The 22,659-nt window shown below is 68.5% G+C and carries 13 protein-coding genes; all 13 read left to right on the forward strand.

Annotated features, from left to right (window positions below; translation table 11 throughout):
• The first annotated feature begins 520 nt into the window (after positions 1-520).
• A complete protein-coding gene (gene purL, locus ACJ7C5_RS16350) occupies positions 521-4,405 on the forward strand; it encodes a phosphoribosylformylglycinamidine synthase (RefSeq protein ID WP_412704488.1) in 3,885 nt (1,294 codons plus the stop codon).
• Between the two features lie 438 nt (positions 4,406-4,843).
• The gene (locus tag ACJ7C5_RS16355) at positions 4,844-12,025 is read left to right on the forward strand and encodes an ESPR-type extended signal peptide-containing protein (RefSeq protein WP_412704489.1); all 7,182 of its coding nucleotides are present in this window, start codon (positions 4,844-4,846) and stop codon (positions 12,023-12,025) included.
• A gap of 134 nt (positions 12,026-12,159) precedes the next feature.
• On the forward strand, positions 12,160-14,037 hold the full coding sequence (locus tag ACJ7C5_RS16360) for a S8 family peptidase (protein ID WP_412704490.1): 1,878 nt from the start codon (positions 12,160-12,162) through the stop codon (positions 14,035-14,037).
• Between the two features lie 136 nt (positions 14,038-14,173).
• Positions 14,174-15,898 (forward strand): type II secretion system ATPase GspE, encoded by a 1,725-nt coding sequence (gspE, locus tag ACJ7C5_RS16365; protein ID WP_094000468.1) that lies wholly within the window; start codon positions 14,174-14,176, stop codon positions 15,896-15,898.
• 24 nt (positions 15,899-15,922) lie between these two features.
• The gene (gene xpsF, locus ACJ7C5_RS16370) at positions 15,923-17,143 is read left to right on the forward strand and encodes a type II secretion system protein XpsF (protein WP_412704491.1); all 1,221 of its coding nucleotides are present in this window, start codon (positions 15,923-15,925) and stop codon (positions 17,141-17,143) included.
• A gap of 49 nt (positions 17,144-17,192) precedes the next feature.
• Entirely contained in the window at positions 17,193-17,636 is a 444-nt protein-coding gene (gene gspG, locus ACJ7C5_RS16375) for a type II secretion system major pseudopilin GspG (RefSeq protein WP_004154150.1), read from the forward strand.
• Positions 17,637-17,642: 6 nt separating this feature from the next.
• Positions 17,643-18,137, forward strand: a complete 495-nt coding sequence (xpsH, locus tag ACJ7C5_RS16380) for a type II secretion system protein XpsH (protein ID WP_049443607.1) — start codon at positions 17,643-17,645, stop codon at positions 18,135-18,137.
• Positions 18,134-18,559: a type II secretion system protein XpsI gene (gene xpsI / locus ACJ7C5_RS16385; protein ID WP_088024140.1), complete on the forward strand. Its 426-nt coding sequence runs from the start codon at positions 18,134-18,136 to the stop codon at positions 18,557-18,559. Before xpsH ends, xpsI begins: the two co-directional genes overlap by 4 nt.
• Positions 18,556-19,188 carry a type II secretion system protein J gene (locus ACJ7C5_RS16390; protein WP_097048771.1) on the forward strand — a complete coding sequence of 211 codons (633 nt, stop codon included), beginning with the start codon at positions 18,556-18,558 and terminating at the stop codon, positions 19,186-19,188. Before xpsI ends, ACJ7C5_RS16390 begins: the two co-directional genes overlap by 4 nt.
• Positions 19,185-20,048, forward strand: a complete 864-nt coding sequence (locus tag ACJ7C5_RS16395; RefSeq protein ID WP_412704492.1) for a type II secretion system minor pseudopilin — start codon at positions 19,185-19,187, stop codon at positions 20,046-20,048. Before ACJ7C5_RS16390 ends, ACJ7C5_RS16395 begins: the two co-directional genes overlap by 4 nt.
• Entirely contained in the window at positions 20,045-21,190 is a 1,146-nt protein-coding gene (locus ACJ7C5_RS16400; protein ID WP_285319215.1) for a PilN domain-containing protein, read from the forward strand. The genes ACJ7C5_RS16395 and ACJ7C5_RS16400 overlap by 4 nt, the downstream gene beginning before the upstream one ends.
• Positions 21,165-21,878: a type II secretion system protein GspM gene (gspM, locus tag ACJ7C5_RS16405; protein ID WP_094000463.1), complete on the forward strand. Its 714-nt coding sequence runs from the start codon at positions 21,165-21,167 to the stop codon at positions 21,876-21,878. The genes ACJ7C5_RS16400 and gspM overlap by 26 nt, the downstream gene beginning before the upstream one ends.
• Positions 21,868-22,656: a hypothetical protein gene (locus ACJ7C5_RS16410; protein WP_412704493.1), complete on the forward strand. Its 789-nt coding sequence runs from the start codon at positions 21,868-21,870 to the stop codon at positions 22,654-22,656. The genes gspM and ACJ7C5_RS16410 overlap by 11 nt, the downstream gene beginning before the upstream one ends.
• The last annotated feature ends 3 nt before the right edge of the window (positions 22,657-22,659 follow it).

Raw genomic sequence — 22,659 nt, forward strand, 5'->3', positions numbered from 1 at the left:
GGGGGGGGGCTGGGGCCGTTGAATTAACGTCCCTGTACGAGGGGCCGCCGCATCCATGCGGCTCACGCCCCTGCGCAGCCCACCCACCCGGCCACGGACAGGTTCCTGCGCGGCCAGCCACGAAAGTCGAACAAAAAATCAAGATCAAACGCCGATCGCTTCGCTCTCAGGCGTTTGATTGCAGGCATCTCCCTGGTTGCCGGCCAGCGGCCGGCACTACCAGAAGTATCCACGCATGGCGTGGATCTACTGCAGATCGCGGAAATCTGTCGAAGGCGGGGTGGGTCCGGTTGCGGGGGCGTGAGCGCCATGGATGGCGCGACCGAGCCTACAAGGACGTATTTACGGCGTCCCCCGCAACCGGACCCACCCCGCCATCCCACGGGAACCCCGCTTTTGCTTTGGCAGTTGCTGTTGCCGTTGCCTTGGCCTCGGCGGGTGCCGGGCGCCGCCCGGCCAAAGCCCACCCCCCGCTTCCGGTACAATGTCGGGCCCGTTTCCCAACTACGGTTCCCCGGACATGATGGTCCTCGAGGGCGCGCCCGCCCTGTCGCCGTTCCGCCGCGAACGTCTTGAATCCCGCCTGCAGTCCATCGCTCCCTCCCTGCGCATCAGCGGTGCCTGGCACGTCTACTTCGTGCAGCCCGAAGGCAGCGCCGCCCCCGACCTGACCACGCTGTGCCGCATCCTCGAAGCGGCGCCGCAGGCCGAAGCCGTGGCCGAGGGCGCGGTCAGCCGCATCGTGGTGCCGCGCCTGGGCACGCTGTCGCCGTGGTCGAGCAAGGCCACCGAACTGGTCCGTGGTGCCGGCCAGCCGGTCAGCCGGGTCGAACGTGGCCTGCGCATCGACGTGCAGGGCTGGCCGGCAGATGCCGCCGCCCAGCAGGCGCTGGTCAAGGCGCTGCACGATCCGATGACGCAGTCGGTGCTGGAGACCGTGGAACAGGGCCAGGCGCTGTTCTCGGCGCCGGCCCGGGGTGAACTGGAACGCGTGCCGGTGGACCAGCTGGAGGCCGCCAACCAGCGCCTCGGCCTGGCCATGGCCCAGGACGAGATCGACTACCTGCGCGAACGCTTCACCGCGCTCGGCCGCGCGCCGTCCGACATCGAACTGATGATGTTCGCGCAGGCCAATTCCGAGCACTGCCGCCACAAGATCTTCAACGCCAGTTGGACCATCGACGGCCAGGAGCAGGACCGTTCGCTGTTCCGGATGATCAAGAACACCCACCAGCAGACCCCGCAGCACACGCTCAGCGCGTACAGCGACAATGCCGCGGTGATCGAAGGCCATCCGGCCTCGCGCTATCGCCCCGATCCGGCCAGTGGCGAATACCGCCGCGAGCCGCAGGTGCCCAGCGCGTTCCAGATCAAGGTGGAAACGCACAACCACCCGACCGCGATCGCACCGTTCCCGGGTGCATCGACCGGCAACGGCGGCGAGATCCGCGACGAAGGCGCGACCGGCCGCGGCGGCAAGCCGAAGGCGGGCCTGTCCGGTTTCTCGGTCTCGCACCTGCGTATTCCCGAGCTGCCGCAGCCGTGGGAAGCGCCGCGCGCGCTGAACCCGCGGATGGCGCCGGCGCTGGAAATCATGACCGACGGCCCGCTTGGCGGTGCTGCGTTCAATAACGAATTCGGCCGCCCGAACCTGCTCGGCTACTTCCGCAGCTTCGAGCTGCCGGAAGGGGCCGATCTGGTGCGTGCCTACGACAAGCCGATCATGCTGGCCGGTGGCCTCGGCGCGATCGATCGCGTGCAGGTCGACAAGATCCAGCTGCAGGCCGGTGATGCCGTCATCGTGCTGGGTGGTCCGGCAATGCTGATCGGCCTGGGCGGCGGCGCTGCCAGTTCGGTCGCCTCTGGCGAGAGCGCCGAGGACCTGGACTTCGCCAGCGTGCAGCGCGACAACCCGGAAATGGAACGCCGCTGCCAGGAGGTCATCGACCGCTGCGTGGCGATGGGCGCCGACAACCCGATCAAGTTCTTCCATGACGTCGGCGCCGGTGGCCTGTCCAATGCCATCCCCGAGCTGCTGCACGACTCCAAGGTCGGCGGTGTCATCGACCTGGGCAAGGTGCCCACCGATGATCCGTCGCTGTCGCCGATGCAGCTGTGGTGCAACGAATCGCAGGAACGCTACGTGCTGGGCGTGGCCCAGGAGCGCCTGGCCGAGTTCGCCGCGCTGTGCGCCCGTGAGCGCTGCCCGTTCGCCGCGGTTGGCGTGGCCACCGCCGAGGAACACCTGGTGGTGGCCTACGGCGCCGTGCCGGGCCACACTCCGGCCGATGCACCGATCGACCTGCCGATGGACGTGCTGTTCGGCAAGCCGCCGAAGATGCACCGCGACACCGCGCACCCGCCGGCACCGCGCTGGCCGGCGCTGAAGACCGGTGGCCTGGACCTGCAGGAAGCCGGCCTGCGCGTTCTCGCGCACCCGACGGTCGCTTCGAAGAACTTCCTGGTCACCATCGGTGACCGCAGCGTCGGTGGCCTGACCGCGCGCGAACAGATGGTTGGCCCGTGGCAGCTGCCGGTGGCCGACGTGGCCATCACCCTGGCCGACTTCGACGGCGTGGCCGGCGAAGCGATGTCGATCGGCGAGCGTACCCCGCTGGCCCTGCTCGACGCCGCTGCTTCGGCACGCATGGCGGTGGGTGAAGCGCTGACCAACCTGTGCGCGGCCCCGGTCGATGCGCTGGATGAGATCAAGCTGTCGGCGAACTGGATGGCCGCGGCCGGCCACCCGGGCGAAGACGCGCTGCTGTATGACGCGGTGAAGGCAGTGGGCATGGAACTGTGCCCGCAGCTGGACATCAGCATCCCGGTCGGCAAGGACTCGCTGTCGATGCAGGCGCAGTGGCACGACCAGGGCGAAGCGCACAAGAGCGTGTCGCCGGTGTCGCTGGTGATCTCGGCGTTCGCGCCGGTGGCCGACGTGCGCCAGCAGCTGACCCCGCTGCTCGACCGCGACGTGGACAGCGAGCTGTGGTTGATCGGCCTCGGCGCCGGCAAGCAGCGCCTGGGCGGTTCGATCCTGGCCCAGGTGCACGCCGACCACGGCGATCTGCCGGCCTTCGCCGGTGCCGCCCCGGACCTGGATGACCCGCAGCGCCTGCGTGGCTTCTTCGAGCTGATCCGGGATGCGCGCCAGGCCGGCCTGCTGCTGGCCTACCACGACCGCAGCGATGGCGGTGCCTTCGCCGCGCTGTGCGAAATGGCGTTCACTTCGCGCCTGGGCCTGGACATCACCCTCGATGCCTGGGGCGATGATCCGTTCCGCAGCCTGTTCAACGAAGAATTGGGCGCGGTGGTGCAGATTGCCCGTGAAGACCGCGCCGCGTTCGCCGACCTGGTCGAGCGCCATGCGCTGATCGAGTGCGCGCAGCGCATCGCCAAGCCGACCACCGCACCGGTGGTGCGCGTGTCGCTCGGTGGCGAGAACCTGGCCGAATGGCGCTGGGAAGCGCTGTTCGACGCCTGGTGGTCGGTCACCCACGCGATGCAGAAGCGTCGCGACAACCCGGACAATGCCGATGCCGAGCGCGAGATCGCCCGTGCCTTCACTGCGCCGGGCCTGAAGCCCAAGCTCAGCTTCGACCTCAACGAGGACGTGGCCGCGCCGTTCATCAGCACCGGCGCGCGTCCGCGCGTGGCCGTGCTGCGCGAACAGGGCGTCAACGGCCAGATCGAAATGGCCAACGCCTTCGAACGTGCCGGCTTCCGCGCCTTCGACGTGCATATGAGCGACCTGATCGAAGGTCGTGTAGCTCTGCAGGAGTTCACGGGTCTGGTCGCCTGCGGCGGCTTCAGCTACGGCGACGTGCTGGGCGCCGGCCGTGGCTGGGCCACCTCGATCCTGGAGCGCAGTGCGCTGCGTGATGCCTTCGCCGCGTTCTTCGCGCGCGAGGACAGCTTCGCGCTGGGCGTGTGCAACGGCTGCCAGATGATGAGCCAGCTCAAGGGCATCATTCCGGGTGCCGAGCACTGGCCGCAGTTCCGCCGCAATGCCAGTGAGCAGTTCGAAGCCCGTACCGCGCTGCTGGAAGTGGTGGAATCGCCGTCGATCCTGCTGCGCGGCATGGCCGGTTCGCGCCTGCAGGTGGCAGTGGCGCATGGCGAAGGCCAGGCCGTGTTCGACAATGCCGTCGACCAGGCGGCCGCTCGCGTTTCGCTGCGCTACATCGACGGCAACGGCAACGTGGCCAGCCAGTACCCGCTGAATCCGAACGGTTCGCCGGACGGCATCACCGGCCTGACCAGCAACGACGGCCGGGTCACCATCATGATGCCGCACCCGGAACGCACGCCGCGCGCGCTCAACCTGAGCTGGGCGCCGGCCGAGTGGCAGGGCGACTCGCCGTGGATGCGCATGTTCCGCAACGCGCGGGTGTGGTGCGGTTGATCGCATCACATCGCGCAGGCATCAATGCCGCCGCGTATGGAAAAACCCGCCGTTGATCGGCGGGTTTTTCTTTGCGCGCGTGAAACTCCTGCCGCGACCGCTAGTTACATCGATTTTCATGCGGCGGAGCTTCGTCACGCATGCCTAACAAAACACTTTCATAAACAGGTGAAATAGTGAACTGCTTCACGGCAATAGGATTTGCCGTGTCAAAGTCTTGACGATTTGGAAAGTTGACGTTAACACTTGAACCCCGTTTCAGAATCATTCATTTCGCAGTAACCGGTTGGCGCACGCGCTCGGTTTTCTGTCGCTGCGCGCCGTTCGGCAATACCCCGCAGTAAATCACGCGAATAAACGCCCCCAGGGGACGTTGGGCCGGAAAGCCCAGCGGTGGCGTTGCTTTGCCCAAAACCAGTCCAATCAGGAGCCGTACCGATGAATCGGATTTATCGCAAGGTCTGGAACAAAGCACTGGGTCAGTTGGTGGTGGCCTCGGAACTGGCCTCCTCTGACAGCAGCAGTGGCGGGGTCGTCGACCAGCGCCGCGATGCGACGCAGGCCACGCCCGCAAGGTTGGCAGTGGCACTGGGCCTGGTAGTGGGGTTGAGCATGAGCGGCATCGCCGCTGCACAGTCGGTGCAGATCGGCGGCAGCGCCACCTGCGTGGCATTCAGCGGCAAGCTGCTCGAAAAGTGCCTGATCGAAGGCTCGGCCACGGCCAAGGGCAGCAACGCGGTGGCGATCGGCAGCAACAGCAATGCCAGTGCCGCCAACAGCGTTGCGCTGGGCGCTGGCTCCAAGGCCGCGCGGGCCAACACGGTGTCCGTGGGTGATGCCGGCAAGGAACGCCAGATCACCAACGTTGCTGCAGGCACTCAGGCCACCGATGCGGTGAACAAGTCACAGCTGGACGCGCAGGCGCGCGCCACGCAGGCCGCGCTGGCCGACGTTGCTGCAGATGGCAACCGCTACTTCAAGGCCGACGGCGCAGGCGATGACAGCGACGCGGCGAAGATCGACGGTCAGGGCGCGGTTGCGGCGGGTGCGGGTGCTCAGTCGCTGGCCAACGCCACCACGGCCATCGGCACGCAGGCCATCGCCGCTGGCATCGGCGCCAGCGCCTTTGGCCAGGGCGCCTTGGCAATCGGCGATGCCAGCGTCGTGGTCGGGCAGAGCGCCGCGGCATTCGGTCTTGGCGACACCGCGGTTGGCGCAAGCGCGACCGCTGCCAGCGAAAACGGCGCGGCCACCGCGCTGGGTGCGCTGTCCGAAGCCACCGCCGATGGCGCCACCGCTGTTGGCGGCGGTGCCGTGGCGATGGGCCCGGGCAGCACCGCATTGGGCCGCGGCGCTACCGCCGCCAACGAAGCGTCGATTGCGGTGGGTGCATTCAGCACCGCCGTCGGTGAATACAGCACCGCGCTGGGTTCGAATTCCGCTGCGGTGGCCACCGGCAGCGTGGCGCTGGGCGCGGGTTCGCTGGCCGACCGCGTCGATACCGTGTCCGTCGGTGCCGCCGAATACGGCTTGACCCGGCAGATCACCAGCGTGGCCGCAGGCACCGAAGACAACGATGCAGTCAACGTCGGTCAGCTGAAGGGCGTCGCCGCCGTGGCCGATGCCACCGCCAAGCGCTTCCAGGCCACCGGCAGCAGCAACAGCGATGCTGGTGCACTGGCTGAAGGTGACGATGCACTGGCGGCCGGCGAGGCCGCCAATGCCCTCGGAAACGGCACCACGGCAGTCGGTGCCGGCGCCACGGCCGTTGCGCAGAACGCGACCGCCGTGGGTAACAACGCACTGGCCTCGGGCCAGAACAGTGCCGCGTTCGGCAACAACGCACAGGCCAACGGCCCGGGCAGTGTTGCCGTGGGTGGCGCTGCGGTGGATGCCGACGGCAACCCGCTGATCACCAGTGGCGGCGTACCAGTGGAAACCGGCGCCACCAGTGCAGGCGTCGGCGGCACCGCGGTTGGCGCCAGTGCTGAAGCCAGCGGCTTTGCCGCGTCGTCCTACGGCGTCGGTGCCTATGCTGCCGGCGCACAGGCGTCGGCGTTCGGTGCGGTGGCCAATGCCATCGGTGATTACTCCACGGCATTGGGTACGCAGAGCAATGCCACCGGCACCAGCAGCGTCGCCATCGGCGGCCCGGCCGATCTGATTCCCGGCCTGGGCTTCTTCGTGCAGACCCAGGCCAGTGGCGAAGCCGCGACCGCCGTCGGCGCGGGCGCCATTGCCAGTGGCGATCGCGCGGTGGCCAACGGCAGCCTGAGCGAGGCCTCCGGTGCTGAAGCTACTGCGGTCGGCTACTTCGCCTATGCACCAGGCGAGAACGCCAGTGCGCTGGGCGCGCAGACCTGGGCCAGTGGCGCGCAGAGCACTGCAGTGGGCTACTACGCCACCGCACGCGGTGCCAACAGCGTCGCGCTTGGCGCGAACTCCGAAGCGGTGCGTGCCAACAGCGTGGCCGTCGGCAGCGCCGGCAACGAGCGGCAGATCACCAGTGTTGCTGCGGGCAGCGAAGCCACCGATGCAGTGAACAAGGCACAGCTGGATGCCGTCGCCAGCACCGCCGACAGCACCGCGCATTTCTTCCAGGCACAGCCGGAAGCGGGCAGTGATGCTGGCGCACTGGCTGATGGCGAGGGATCCATCGCCGCGGGCTCGTCGAGCAATGCAATCGGCGCAGGTGCCATTGCACATGGTGCTGCCGCGTCGGCCATCGGCGATGACAGCGTGGCCGTGGGCCGCAACAGCGCGGCCACCGGTAATGGCGGTGTCGCCATCGGTGGCCTCGGCCAGGCCTACGACGAGTTCAACCAGCCGATCATCGGTGCCGATGGCACGGCGCAGCAGGTGGGCACCACCGCTGTTGCCGATGCCACGGCGGTGGGCAGTGGCGCGCAGGCCACCGGGGCTGCCAGCAGCGCCTTCGGCAACGCTGCCAAGGCCAGTGGTGACAACAGCTTCGCCGCAGGCGGCAAGTCGCGCGCCACCGGCAGCTATGCAGTCGCGGTCGGCGACAGCGCGTTCGCCAGCAGCGATGACAGCACCGCAGTAGGTGGTTACAGCTGGGCGACTGCCAGTGGCGCAGCAGCATTCGGTTCGGGTGCATGGGCCACCGCCACCAATGCCTCGGCGTTCGGTAATGCGGCGTGGGCCAGTGGCAGCGGCGCCACGTCCATCGGCTACAACAGCTGGGCCAACGGCGCCAGTTCCACGGCGGTCGGCCGCGGTGCCTTCGGCTATGGCGACAACAGCGTGGCACTGGGCTTCCAGGCGCTGGGCAACAGCATCAACAGCATCGCCATCGGTACCAACACGGTGGCCGGTGGTGAAAGTGCGATCGCGCTGGGCGCTGGCAGCAACGCCAGCGGCAGCAACGCTGTCGCGCTCGGTGCCGGTTCGGTTGCCAGCCGTGCACGCACGGTATCGGTGGGCAGTGCCGGCAACGAACGCCAGGTCACCAACGTCGCTGCTGGTACGCAGGCCACCGATGCGGTGAACAAGGCTCAGCTGGATGCGGTGGCCACCACGGCCACCACCACCAGCCGCTTCTTCCAGGCCAGCGGCAACGGCGACGACGTAGCCGGTGCACTGGTGGAGGGTGACAACGCACTGGCCGCCGGTGATGCTGCCAACGCCATCGGCAATGGCGCTACCGCACTGGGCAGCGGCGCCAACGCGCTGGCCAGCAACGCACAGGCGCTGGGCTTCAATGCGTTGGCGACCGCAGCCAACGCCAGCGCTGTCGGTGCCAACGCACAGGCCACGGGCGAGTACGCCACTGCGCATGGCGCGGAAAGCGAAGCCAGCGGCGAGCAGAGCGCGGCGTTCGGTGCGGCCAGCATTGCCAGCGGTGCCGGTAGCACTGCCAATGGTGTGCTGTCCGAAGCGTCCGGCGAAGAGGCCGTGGCCGTGGGCTACTTCAGCAATGCCAGCGGCGACGCGGCCACCGCTGTCGGTAGCGAGAGCGTAGCCAGTGGTACGGCGTCGGCAGCCTTCGGTATCGGTGCCGAAGCCAGCGGCGGTTACAGCACCGCCATCGGTGGCTATGCACAGGCCTCGGCCTTCAATGCCACCGCGTTCGGCAACTTCGCCAATGCATCCGGTTCCAACAGTGTGGCAGTGGGTGGCGATTCGGAAGCTTCCGGTGCCTACAGCACCGCCACCGGTCAGGGCAGCCTGGCCACCGGCACCAACAGCGTCGCCGTGGGTGGTTCGTTGTTCGGCGTGCTGGCCACCGAGGCCTCGGGCAACTACTCCACCGCGGTGGGTGGTGGTGCCTGGTCGGGCGGCATCAACAGCACCGCGCTGGGCAATGCCGCCGAATCGCGCGGTGCCAACAGCGTGGCGTTGGGTGCCGATTCGATCGCGGATCGCGACAACACCGTATCGGTGGGCGGCGGTGGCAACACCCGCCAGATCACCAATGTGGCCGATGGCACGCATGGCAATGATGCGGTCAACAAGAACCAGCTCGACGCCGTAGCCGCGGCAGCGGAAAAGACCAGCAGGCAGTTCCAGGCCAGTGGCAATGCCGATGGTGAAACCGGCGCGCTGGTGGAGGGCGACAACGCGTTGGCGGCCGGTGACGCGGCCAACGCGATCGGCAACGGTGCCACCGCACTCGGCAGCGGTGCCAATGCGCTGGCCGCCAACGCCACCGCCGTGGGCATCGATGCATTGGCCACCGGCAACAACGCGGCTGCCCTGGGCAGCAACGCACAGGCCACCGGCGAGGACAGCCTGTCCCTGGGCAGCGGTGCCAGCGCCAGCGAGGTCGGTGCAAGCGCGGTGGGTGCGCGTGCGCAGGCCAGCGGCGCCTATAGCACGGCCACAGGTACAGAAGCCAACGCCAGCGGCGGACAGGCGCTCGCCAGCGGTTTCCGCAGCGCGGCTTCGGCTGATGGCACCACCGCAGTGGGTGGCTACGCCGAAGCCAGCGGTCGCCTCGGCACCGCATTGGGCTACGGCTCGGCAGCCAGCGGTGCCAACACCACTGCAGTCGGCTTCGGTGCTGCTGCGGCCGGTACCGGTGCCGTTGCAGTGGGTCAGTCCAGCGAGGCCAGCGGCGAGGAGAGCGTGGCCATCGGCGGCAGCACCTTCTTCGGCCTGATCCCGTCGCGTGCCAGTGGGACCGGTGCGGCGGCGTTCGGCGCCGGTGCATGGGCCACCGAAGACTACGCGACCGCGATTGGCTGGAACTCGTGGGCGGCAGGCAGCAGCGCCACCGCGCTGGGTGCCAACGCCACCGCCAATGGCAGCAACAGCGTCGCGCTCGGCGCCGGCTCCAAGGCTGACCGTGACAACACCGTGGCCGTCGGCAAGGCTGGCGGTGAGCGTCAGGTGACCCACGTCGCGGCCGGCACCGAAGCCACCGATGCGGTGAACAAGGGCCAGTTGGATGCGATCGCCAGCGTCGCCGACAAGACCAGCCGGCAGTTCCAGGCCAGCGGCAATGCTGATGGCGAAGCCGGCGCACTGGTCGACGGCGACAACGCACTGGCTGCCGGCAATGCGGCCAACGCCATCGGCAATGGCGCCACCGCGCTGGGCAGTGGTGCCAATGCCATGGCCGCCAATGCCACAGCGGTGGGCTTCGATGCGCTCGCCACCGGCAACAATGCGGCCGCACTCGGCAACGCGGCCCAGGCTGGTGGTGTCGACAGCGTGGCCGTGGGCAGCGGCGCCAGCGCCAGCGAACTCGGCGCCAGCGCTACCGGCGCCGGCGCCCAGGCCAAGGGCGCTTACAGCACTGCCAGCGGCGCGCAGGCCATCGCCAGCGGTACCCAGTCGCAGGCCAGTGGTTTCCGCGCCAATGCCTCGGCCGATGGGGCTTCGGCGCTGGGCAGCTATGCCGAAGCCAGCGGCCGCCTCGGTACTGCGGTCGGTTACGGCAGCAAGGCCACTGGTTTGAATGCCACCGCGGTGGGCGTCAGTGCCACCGCTTCGGCTGCAGGCAGTGTTGCACTGGGTGGAGGCTCGGTGGCTGATCGTGCCAATACCGTGTCCGTCGGCAGTGCCGTCAACAACCGGCAGGTCACCAATGTCGCCAACGGTACCGAAATCAATGACGCAGTGAATCGCGGGCAGCTGGACGCAGTTGCGTTCACCGCCAACACCACCAACCGATACTTCCGCGCCAACGGCACGGGAACCGCGAACGCCATCGGTACCGATTCGGTAGCGATGGGCTCGGTGGCCAATGCGGCTGGCGCACGCAGCATCGCGCTGGGTGCCAATGCCACGGTGTCCGCCTCCGGCGCGCTGGCCGTTGGCGCCGGTGCGGGTGCGGTCGGCGTGAACTCGGTTGCACTCGGTGCTGGATCGCGTGCGCTGGATGCCAATGTTGTGTCGGTAGGCAGTGGCAACCCCACTGATGGTCCGGCCACGCGCCGCATCGTCAATGTGGCAGATGGCCGCATTGCCGCCGGCAGCAGCGATGCCATCACCGGTTCGCAGCTCAACGTCACCAACCAGCGGGTGGGCGCGGTGGAAACCCGCGTGGGCGATTTTGATTCTCGTATCGCCACCGTTGAAACCACCGCGGCCAGCGCCGTCGGCTATGACGACGCCAGCCGTGATCGCCTGACCCTGTCCGGCTTCCAGGGCACCACCATCGACAACGTCGGTGCCGGCAGCATTGCGGCTGGCAGCCGCCAGGCGATCAATGGCGGCCAGCTGTTCCAGTCGCTCAGTGATGCCGCCAGCTTCCTCGGTGGTGGTGCCAGCGTCGGCATGCAGGGCGTGTTCGTGGCGCCGAACTATGTGATCCAGGGTGCCACCTACAGCAACGTCGGCGATGCGCTGGGCGCGCTGGACCGCAAGGTCAGCGAGATCGACCGCCGCACCGCCGGTGGCTCACGTACCGGAACCGCCAGCCTGCGCGCGATGAGTACCTCGCTGGATGAAAGCCCGTTGGCCAGCGTTACCGACGCACCGGCAACGGCCGATGCGGCAACGGCCAGCACCGCGCGGGTGCAGGGTACGCCGACGGCCGCTGCGGCGGGTGCTGGCATTCCGGTGGGCACCCCGGCGAGTGGTGTCAATGCCGTTGCCATGGGCGATGGCGCCGTCGCCAGTGGCGCCTCATCCACGGCCATCGGCCAGGGTGCCAATGCCACCGCTGCGAACGCCGTGGCGCTGGGCCAGGGGTCGGTCGCCGACCGTGCCAATACGGTGTCGGTGGGCAGCGAGGGTAACGAGCGCCAGGTCACCAACGTGGCGGCCGGTACCACGGCCACCGATGCGGTCAACAAGGGCCAGCTCGACCGTGGCATGGCCACCGCCAACAGCTACACCGACAGCCGCGTCCAGGCCGTCGCCGACAGCTTCGATGTGTTCAAGGGCGAGATCGATGGACGCCTGCGCCACATGGATCGCCGCATCGACCGCCAGGGCGCGATGAGCGCGGCGATGCTCAACATGGCCACCAGTGCCGCCGGCATCCGCACCCAGAACCGAGTTGGCGTCGGCATCGGTTTCCAGGGCGGCGAATCGGCGTTGTCGTTGGGCTACCAGCGTGCGATCAGCGATCGCGCCACGGTCACCTTCGGCGGTGCCTTCAGCAGCGACGACAGCTCGGTCGGCGTCGGTGCCGGCTTCGGCTGGTAAGCCACTCCATTGCGCCGGCGGCCACCCACGCCGGCGCTGCACCTGCAACGAGGGCCTGGGGGGAGGTCACGGCAATCCCGGCTGGGCCGGCCGGGAGTCGTCAAGGAATGATGGCCGCAGTGTTGGTTCGATCCATGACCCAGAAGAGGAATTTCGACGTGATCAAGAAGCAGAACCTTCGCATCAATGTGCTTGCCGCTGCCGTGCTGTCGATGACGGCCGTCGGTGCCGTCCACGCCGCCGGCCTGCCGACCCGTGAACCGGTGCGCCAGGCCAGCACCGCCCAACCGGGCGCCGAGCGCATCATCGTCAAGTACCGGGCCGGCGCTGCCGCCGCCACCGACCGCTCGGCGAAGCTGTCCACTGTGCAGTCCGCGCTGACCCGTGCCAGCCTGTCCGGCGGCACCTCCCGTGCTAGTACCCTCGGCCCGCAGGTGGTACGCAAGCTCGCTACCGGTGCGGACCTCATCCGTGTGCAGGGCCGCCTGGCCCCGGCCGAACTGCAGCGCGTACTGAAGGAACTGAAGGCCGACCCATCGGTGCAGTACGCCGAAGCCGACGTGAAGCTGCGCCGCACCGAACTGCGTGCCGGCAACGTACAGCCGGCGCTGGTGCCGAACGATCCCTTCTACCAGCAGAACCAGTGGCATCTGCACAATGCGGTAGGCGGCATCAACGCACCGGCGGCGTGGGATGTCTCGCAGGGCGAGGGCATCGTGGTGGCGGTGATCGACACCGGCATCCTGCCGCAGCATCCGGACCTGGTCGGCAACCTCCTGGAGGGTTACGACTTCATCAGCGATGCGGAGACCTCGCGGCGCCCGACCAACGATCGCGTGCCGGGTGCGCAGGACTACGGTGATTGGGTCGAGAACGACAACGAGTGCTATGACGGCTCGCTGGCCGAAGACAGTTCCTGGCACGGCACCCACGTCGCCGGCACCGTGGCCGAGCGGACCAACAACGGCGTCGGCATGGCCGGTGTCGCCTACAAGGCCAAGGTGCTGCCGGTCCGCGTGCTGGGCAAGTGTGGCGGCTACCTGTCCGACATCGCTGATGCGGTGACCTGGGCGTCCGGCGGCACCGTGGCGGGCATCCCGGCCAACACCAATCCGGCCGAGATCATCAACATGAGCCTGGGTGGCGGTGGCGCCTGCGCCAGCACCTACCAGGACGCGATCAACGGCGCTATCTCGCGCGGTACCACGGTGGTGGTGGCTGCCGGCAATGAAACCGACAACGCGTCCAAGTACCAGCCGGCCAGCTGCGAAGGCGTGGTGACCGTGGGTGCCACCCGCATCACCGGTGGCATCACCTACTACTCCAACTACGGCACCCGCGTGGACCTGTCCGGTCCGGGTGGTGGCGGCAGTGTCGACGGCAACCCGGGTGGCTACATCTGGCAGACCGGCTCCAACGCGGCCACCACGCCGGAATCGGGCACGCCGGGCTACATGGGCATGGGCGGTACCTCGATGGCCTCGCCGCATGTGGCCGCCGTTGCCGCGCTGGTGCAGAGCGCGCTGATCGCCAAGGGCAAGGATCCGTTGACCCCGGCGGCGATGCGTACCCTGCTGAAGGAAACCGCGCGTCCGTTCCCGGTCGCCATTCCGGCGGCGACCCCGATCGGTACCGGTATCCTCGATGCCAAGGCCGCGCTGGCCAAGGCACTGGAAGAACCGTGCACCGAGAACTGCGGACCGGTGGCCACGCCGCTGACCAACAAGGCCGCGGTCGGTGGCCTGAATGGTGCTGCCGCCAGCAGCCGCCTGTACAGCTTCGAAGCCGTCGCCGGCAAGCAGCTCAGCGTGATCACCTACGGCGGCACCGGCAATGTCTCGGTCTACCTGGCCAAGGGGCGTGAACCGAGTGCCACCGACAACGATGCGCGCTCGACCCGCCCGGGCACTTCGGAAACGGTGCGGGTGACGGCACCGACCGCCGGCACCTACTACATCAAGGTGGTGGGCGAGGCGGCCTACAACGGCGTGAGCATCCTTGCCACGCAGTAAGCACGCTCTGTCGTAGTTGAATGGCCGAAGCCCGTCACCGCATGTGACGGGCTTCGTCTTTTTACGAAAGGTGGTGAAGAGGCGGCGTAAATCATGGCTTAACTGCTAAAGTCGAGCCGATTGACAGGAGAGTCATGTGAACGCGCTTGCTGCTACCGCCGCTGCCGACGACGCTGAAGGTCGCATCCTGGATGCGCTGCTGGCGCGCGGCCGGCTGAAGGAAGGCGATCTGGCACGTGCGCGTCCACTGCACGCAGAGGCCGGCGGCAGCCTGCTGGGCCTGCTGGTGCGGCTGGGACTGGTTTCCGAACGTGACCAGGCGCAGGCCAGCGCCGAGGTGCTGGGCCTGCCGCTGCTGGAGGGCAAGCAGTTGCCCGAGGCACCACCGCAGGGCCTGGCCGAAGGCCTGCCGTTGTCGCTGCGCTTCCTCAAGCAGTTCCATGTCTGCCCGCTGGCGCTGGATGAACAGGGCGTACGGCTGTGGCTGGCCGATGCCCACGATCCTTATCCGCAGCAGGCCGTGCAGCTGGCACTGGGTGTACCGGTGACACCGGTGCTGGGCATGCGTGCGGAGATCGACGATCTGGTCGAACGCTGGTTCGGCCAGGGCCGCAGCGCGATGGGCGCCATCGTGGAAACCGCCGATGGCGAAGGCGGCGCGGTCGATGACATCGAACACCTGCGCGACCTGGCCTCGGAAGCGCCGGTGATCCGCCTGGTCAACCTGGTGATCCAGCGCGCGGTGGAGCTGCGCGCATCGGACATCCATGTCGAACCGTTCGAGAGCCGGCTGAAGGTGCGCTACCGCGTCGACGGTGTGCTGGTGGAGGGTGAAAGCCCACCGGCCAACCTCACCGCAGCGGTGATCAGCCGCATCAAGATCATGGCCCGGCTCAACATCGCCGAGCGTCGCCTGCCGCAGGACGGTCGCATCATGCTGCGGGTGCAGGGCAAGGAGCTGGACCTGCGCGTGAGCACGGTGCCGACCGCGCATGGCGAAAGCGTGGTGATGCGTCTGCTCGACCGCGAAACGGTGGTGTTCGATTTCCATCGCCTCGGTTTCACCGACGCGTTCCTGCCGCAGTTCCGCAAGGTGCTGGAACAGCCGCACGGCATCCTGCTGGTGACCGGCCCGACCGGCTCGGGCAAGACCACCACGCTGTACACGGCGCTCAGCCAGCTCAACACCGCCGACGTCAAGATCATCACCGTTGAAGACCCGGTCGAGTACCAGATCGAGGGCATCAACCAGATCCAGGCCAAGCCACAGATCGGGCTGGACTTCGCCAATGCCCTGCGCAGCATCGTGCGCCAGGATCCGGACATCATCATGATCGGCGAAATGCGCGATCTGGAAACCGCGCGCATCGCGATCCAGTCGGCGTTGACCGGCCACCTGGTGCTGTCCACCCTGCACACCAACAACGCAGCCGGCGGCATCACCCGCCTGCTCGACATGGGCGTGGAGGACTATCTGCTCACCTCCACCATCAACGGCATCCTGGCCCAGCGCCTGGTGCGTCGGCTGGAACCGACCCACGCCGAGCGCTACGAAGCCTCGCCGGAAGAGATTGAACGCTTCGAGCTGCGTCGCCTGCAGCCGCAGGGGCCGATCCATCTGTTCCGTCCCAAGCCCTCGGCGCTGGCGCCGACCGGCTACCTGGGGCGTACCACCATCATGGAATTCCTGGTGATGAACGATGCGTTGCGGCGTGCGGTGATGCGCCGCGACGGCATGGGCGAGATCGAACGCATCGCTCGCGAAGCCGGCATGCGCACCATGTACGAGGATGGCCTGTCCAAGGCGCTGAGCGGGCAGACCACCATCGAGGAAGTGCTGCGCGTGACCGAGGAAAGCTGATGCGCGCAGGATCCTGGGGCTGATATGCCGACTTACCGCTACAAGGCGCTCAATCCGCACGGCGAGATCTTCGACGGTCAGATGGAAGCGGCCAGCGAGGCCGAGCTGGTCGCGCGGCTGCAGGACCAGGGCCATCTACCCATGGAGACGCAGCTGGCTGATGGCGGCGCGATCGGTGGCAGCAGCTGGCGCAACCTGTTCCGCCAACGGCCGCTGCAGGGTGCGGCATTGCTGCAGTTCACCCAGCAGCTGGCAACGCTGCTCGGGGCCGGCCAGCCCCTGGACCGTGCGCTTTCGATCCTGCTCGGCCTGCCGGAAGACGAACGCTCGCGCCGCGCGATCACCGACATCCGCGACGTGGTGCGCGGTGGCGCGCCGCTGTCGACGGCGCTGGAACGCCAGCACGGCCTGTTCTCGCGCCTGTACGTGAACATGGTGCGTGCCGGTGAAGCCGGCGGCAGCCTGCACGAAACCCTGCAGCGCCTGGCCGACTATCTCGAACGCAGCCGCGCGTTGCAGGGCAAGGTGATCAACGCACTGGTCTATCCAGCCATCCTGCTGGTGGTGGTGGGCGGTGCGCTGCTGTTCCTGCTCGGCTACGTGGTGCCGCAGTTCGCACAGATGTACGAGAGCCTGGATGTGGCGCTGCCGTGGTTCACCTACGCGGTGCTGCAGCTGGGCCTGTTCGTGCGCGACTGGTGGGTGCTGCTGCTGGTGGTGCCGGCGGTGCTGGCGCTGTTCTTCGAACGCAAGGCGCGGCAACCGGCCTTCCGGCTGGCGCTGGACGGCTGGCTGCTGCAGCGGCGGGGTATCGGCCGCCTGCTGGGTGAACTGGAAACCGCGCGGCTGGCCCGCACACTGGGTACCCTGCTGCGCAATGGCGTGCCGCTGCTGGGTGCCCTGGGCATCGCCCGCAATGTGCTGGGCAACCGCGCGCTGGCCGCCGATGTGGAAGCCGCTGCGGACGAAGTGAAGAACGGTACCGGCCTGTCGCTGGCGCTGTCACGCGGCAAGCGTTTCCCGCGCCTGGCGCTGCAGATGATCCAGGTGGGTGAGGAGTCCGGCGCCCTCGATACCATGCTGCTGAAGGCCGCCGATACCTTTGAACAGGATAGCGCGCGCCGCATCGACCGTCTGCTGGCGGCAATGGTGCCGGCGATCACCCTGGTGCTGGCCTCGGTGGTCGGTGCGGTGATCGTGGCCGTGCTGGTGCCGCTGTACGACCTGACCAATGCCATCGGTTGACGATGGATCCCTACGCAACCCCGACACTCCGCAACTGAAAGGACCGACCATGATTGCTTCCCGTCGACCGATCCGCCTTTCCTTCACCGCCGCGCGCAACCAGTCGGGCATGAGCCTGCTGGAAATCATCATCGTCATCGTGCTGATCGGCGCGGTGCTGACCCTGGTCGCCAGCCGCGTGCTGGGTGGCGCCGACCGCGGCAAGGCCAACATCGCCAAGGCGCAGGTGCAGACCGTCGCCTCCAAGATCGACAACTATCAGATCGACACCGGCAAGCTGCCGGGTTCGCTGAACGACCTGGTGACCGCACCGGCCGGTGTCGGCGGCTGGCTGGGTCCGTACGCCAAGCCGGCCGATCTGAACGACCCGTGGGGCCACGCGCTGGAATACCGTGCGCCGGGCGAGGGCCAGCCGTACGAGCTGGTCAGCCTGGGCAAGGACGGCAAGGCCGGCGGCAGCAGCGTCGATGCCGACATCCGTTACCAGCCGTAAACCTGCATGACCCATTTCCTGCCGCGCCGGCTGCCACGCCCGCGCCTGCACGGCAGGCGTGCGGCGGGCCTGTCGCTGCTCGAAATGCTGCTGGTGATCGCGCTGATCGCTGCGATCGGCCTGATCACCGCAGCCGGCCTGTCGCGCGGGTTTGCCGGCATGCAGCTGCGCAGCGCCGGCAAGGACATCGCCAACCAGCTGCGCATGGTGCGCGCGCAGGCGATCGCCCGCGGCGAGCCGCAGCGCTTTGTCATCGAGCCGGCAAAGCGGCGCTGGGAAGGCGCCAACCAGCGCCACGGTGACGTGCCGGCACAGCTGCAGGTGCAGTTCGAAGGCGCCGCGCAGCTGGCCACCGCACCGGGGCAGGGCGTGATCGAGTTCCACCCCGATGGCGGTTCCAGCGGTGGCCGCATCCGGTTGCAGCGTGACGATGCCGAATGGCGCATCGATGTTGGCTGGTTGACCGGCGAGGTCCGCTCCGGCCCCTGGCGGTCGCAATGAAGCGGCGCGCCCGCGGCTTCACCCTGCTGGAAGTGATCATCGCCTTCGCCCTGCTCGGGTTGGCGCTGACCCTGCTGCTGGGGAGTCTCTCAGGTGGCGCCAAACAGGTGCGCGACGCCGAGCTGCGCACGCGCGCGGTGCTGCATGCGCAGTCGCTGCTGGCCGAAGCCGGTGTTGCCTCGCCACTGCAGGTCGGCAGCCAGCAGGGGGACTGGGAACAAGGGCGCTACCACTGGCAGCTGCAGGTGCAGCCGTGGGTGGAGCCACGCGCCGGCAACGTGGCGCAGGCACAATCGCAATCACCGGGTGCCCCCTGGTTGGCCGAGCTGCAGCTGCAGGTGCGCTGGGGCGACAGTGAACGTGAGCAGCTGCGCTGGCGCAGCCTGCGCCTGTTGCCGCCGGACCTGGAGAGCGCGCGATGAAACGCCGCACCGCGGGTTTCACTCTGGTTGAAGTGATGCTGGCCACGGTGCTGCTGGCCGGTGGCCTGGCCCTGGCGTTCGCCAGCGTGCGCTCGGCGATGGCGGTCAGCCAGCGCGGCGAGCAGATCGCTGCCGAGAGTGAACGCATGCGCGCAGTGGAGACGTTGCTGCGTCGGCAACTGGCAGGCGCGCTGCGTACGCCGCTCGAAGCGCCCGATCCCACCCGCGAGCCGATCTTCTTCCAGGGTGAAGAGAATCGCATGCTGTTCGCCGCGGATCTGCCGGGTTATCTCGGTCGCGGCGGATCGTACCTGCATGCACTGCAGGTGGATGGCCGCAACGGTCAGCAACGTCTGTTGCTGGATCTGGTGCTGCTGCAGGAAGGCGAGCGCATCGCGGAAAATCCACCACGCCCGCCGGAAGTGCTGGTGGAGAACCTGAAGTCGGTGCAACTGCGCTATCGCGGCATCGATGCCAGCACCGGCCAGGTCACCGACTGGATGCCGCGTTGGGACGACACCCGTCGCCTGCCGATGCTGGTGGAGATCCAGATCGTGCCAGCCAAGGGCGCGCCCTGGCCCACGCTGGTGGTGGCTCCGCGCGCCGGTGGCAGCGGAGGTGCACGGTGAACCGGAGACGTGGCGCAGCACTGGTGCTGGTGCTGTGGCTGATCGCATTGATGACCGCACTGGTCGGTGCCTTCGCGTTGAGCGCGCGTGTCGAGCACCTGCAGCAGCGGGTACTGGGTGACGATGCGCGCGGCCAGGAACGTGCGCGCGCGGGTCTGGAGTACGCGCTGACGCGCCTGTCCGCCGATCCACAGCGGGCGCCCTGGCGCGCCGATGGCCGTACCTATCGCTGGCAGTTCGATGACGCCAGCATCGAGATCAAGGTGCTGGACGAGAATGGCAAGATCAACCTGAACCTGGCCGACGTGAGCCTGCTGACCGCCTTCCTCAAGGCGCTGGGCGAAGACAAAGGGGCAGCGCGGCAGTTGGCCGGTGCCATCGTCGACTGGCGTGACGAGGACAGCCTGCTGCAGCCGGGAGGGGGCGCCGAGGCGCCTGACTACGCGGCGGCCGGGTTGCCGTACGGCCCGCGCAACAAGCGTTTCGAGACCCTTGGCGAGCTGCAGCGGGTGCTCGGCATGCGTGGGCCGCTGTATCAGAAGATGCTGCCGCACCTTACCCTGTACAGCCGCCAGGCGCGGCCGGATCCGCAGTTCGCCAGTGCCGTGGTGTTGACCGCATTGGGCCTGGACGCCGATACCGTGCTGGCCCAGCGTGCCCAGCAGGAGCGTGATGCCGATTCCGCTGCCGGTGCGTCAACCCTTGCCAGCAGCAGTGGCACCTATAGTATCGAGTCCCGTGTCACCGACGGCAGTGGACGCCGGTCGGTGTTGCAGGCGGTGGTACGCAATGGCTCGGGCGGGGTTCCCGGGCGGTCCTACACAGTGCTTCGCTGGGAGCAGGGAATGACAGCAAGATGACGGCTTGGCAGGACAGTCTGCGGCAGGTGCAGGGCCGGATCGGCCCCGGCGTCGGCCGTTTCCTGCGCTGGTGGCGGCAATCGCTGCTGGCCTGGGTGCCGGCTCGTTGGCAGTGGGCGCTGGGCTGGGCACAGGCACGCCTGCTGCTGCAGTGCGAGGGCGACCAGCTGCAGGTCTGGCGTGAGGCGGGCGAGCGTCGCGAGCCGGTGGCGCGCCTGCCGTGGCCGCTGTCGCCGACTGAACTGGACCGGGTGCTGGAGGCACGCCTGCGCAGCCTGCCGCGGGTGTGGCTGCTGCCGGCCAGCGATGTACTGCGTCGTCAGCTGCGGTTGCCTGCGGCGGCCGCCGACCGCCTGCGCGCGGTGGTCGGCTTCGAGATCGATCGGCAGACGCCGTTCGAATCCAGCCAGGTCAGTTATGACGTGCGTGAACTCGGCGTGGCCGGCGAAGGCCAGTTGCAGGTCGAACTGGTGGCCTGGCCGTTGCGCCAGCTTGAGGCCTGGCGCAATGACGTGGGCCAATGGGCCGATGCGCTGGCCGGTGTCGATGCGATCGATGCACAGGGCACCACGCTGCAGGTGAACCTGCTGCCGCCCGCACAGCGCCAGGTGCGGACCGATCCGATGCGGCGCTGGAACCTGCTGCTGGCGGTGGCCGCGGTGGTGATGCTGGTGCTGGCCGGCCTGCAGCTGCTCGACAACCGCCGCGCGGCGGCCGACGAACTGCGCGCGCAGGTGGAACGCAGTGCGCGCAGTGCACGCGGCGTGGCCAGCGAACGAGCGCAGCTGCAGGCGCTGATCGATGGTGCGGCGTTCCTGGAAAAGCAGCGCAGCCAGCGCGCTGGTACGGTGGAGATCTGGACCGAACTGACCCGCCGCCTGCCGGAAGGTACCTATCTGGAAAAGCTGGCCATCGAGAGCAGCAACCTGCAGTTGATCGGGCTCAGCCGCGAGGCCTCGCAGCTGGTACAGCTGCTGCAGGACGCGCCGCAGTGGCGCAAGGTCAACCTGACCGGTGTGCTGCAGGCCGATGGTGCCGCCAGTGGCCGCGACCGCTTCACCATGACCGCTGAGCTGCAGCCGTTGCCGGCAGCGGCCCCGACCCGGGAGGCGGCCGATGCCGATGCCAAGCGCACGCCGTGACCGCTGGCTGGCGCTGGCGCTGCTGCTGGCAGTGCTGGGCCTGGCTTACCTGCTGCTGGTGCACCCCTGGTTCACCCAGCCGCTGCGCGAGATCGATGCCGATGTCGCGGCGCTGCGCGAGCGCGAGTCGCGCGTGCAGGCGCAGCTGCAACAGCAGCCGCAGATCGAACAGCGCCTGCGCGCCACACGCGAGGCGTTGCAGCAGCGGCCGGGCTTCCTGCGCGAAGCCACTGCCGAAGCCGCCGCCGCGGCACTGGGCGCCAAGCTGCAGGATGCGGTGGCGATGGCCAGCCCGGGCAACCGCAGCTGCACCATCAGCAACCGCACGCCGCTTACCGACAACCGGCGCGACGCCGAGTTCGTGCGCGTCGCCATGCAGGTACGCCTGCGCTGTGGCGTGGCCGAGCTGGCCACCGTGCTGCACAGCCTGGAAACCGGCAGCCCGCGTTTGTTCGTCGACAACCTCAACCTGATCGCGCAGCGCTTCCAGCAGTCGCCGAATGAATCCGGGCTCGGCCTGGACGTGTCGTTCGAACTGGCCGGCTACCTGTTGCCCGGTGCCGCTGCCGATGGCGCTGCCCCGGCACCTGCAGCCGAACCGGGCGCGGTGCCGCAACCGCCATCGACCGCACCAACACCCGCACCGGCTGCGCCGGAAGAAGGGCAGGAGGTGGCCGATGAAGCTTGAGCAGATCAGCCTGCGTACCGGCTTCCTGCTGGCGCTTGCCGGCTGGGCAGCGGCGGTCTGGCTGGCCACCGGCTTTGGCCTGGGCAGCCGGTTGCCGGGTGCCGACGGCGATGCCGATGCGGCACCCTCGCTGCCGGCCCTGCCACCACTGGCTGCCGAGCGCATGGCCAGCGCCGACAGTTACAGCGCCATCGGCGAACGTCCGTTGTTCGCCGAGGACCGCAGGCCGAAGCCCTACCTGCTCGGTGGCAGCGAGCCCGCCGCCAGCGCCGCGCTGCGCCTGACCGGGGTGCTGCTGACCGGCGATTTCGGCATGGCCACCTTCACCACCGAACAGAACCGTTCGTTGCGCCTGCGCCTCAATGGCGACGCCGTGGATGGCTGGCAGCTGGTGGGGCTGGCGCCACGCCAGGCCACGGTGATCGGCCCCGGTGGCAACCAGGTGCTGGAACTGGCGGTATTCAATGGGCAGGGCGGTGAGCCGCCGACCGTGCTGCGCGGCGCCAACGGTGCGCCGCCGGCAGGTGCGATCGTGGTACCGCCCCCGGCAGGCGCTCCGCCGGCACCGCCGCCGGCGGCTGCAACCCCATCGCCGTCGCCTGCTGGCAGTGCGCCAGCGCCTTCGGCGGCGGCCGCCGCACCGCCTGCCAACAACAACGGCCCCAGCGAAGCGCAGATGCAGGCCATCCGCGAACGCATCCAGGCCCGTCGCCGCCAGCTGCAGCAACAACAGCAGCAACAACCGTCGCCGCCCCCGGGCGATGGCACCAACCGATAGAGT

Source organism: Nocardiopsis yanglingensis (genome assembly GCF_045809185.1).
GTDB lineage: Bacteria > Pseudomonadota > Gammaproteobacteria > Xanthomonadales > Xanthomonadaceae > Stenotrophomonas > Stenotrophomonas yanglingensis.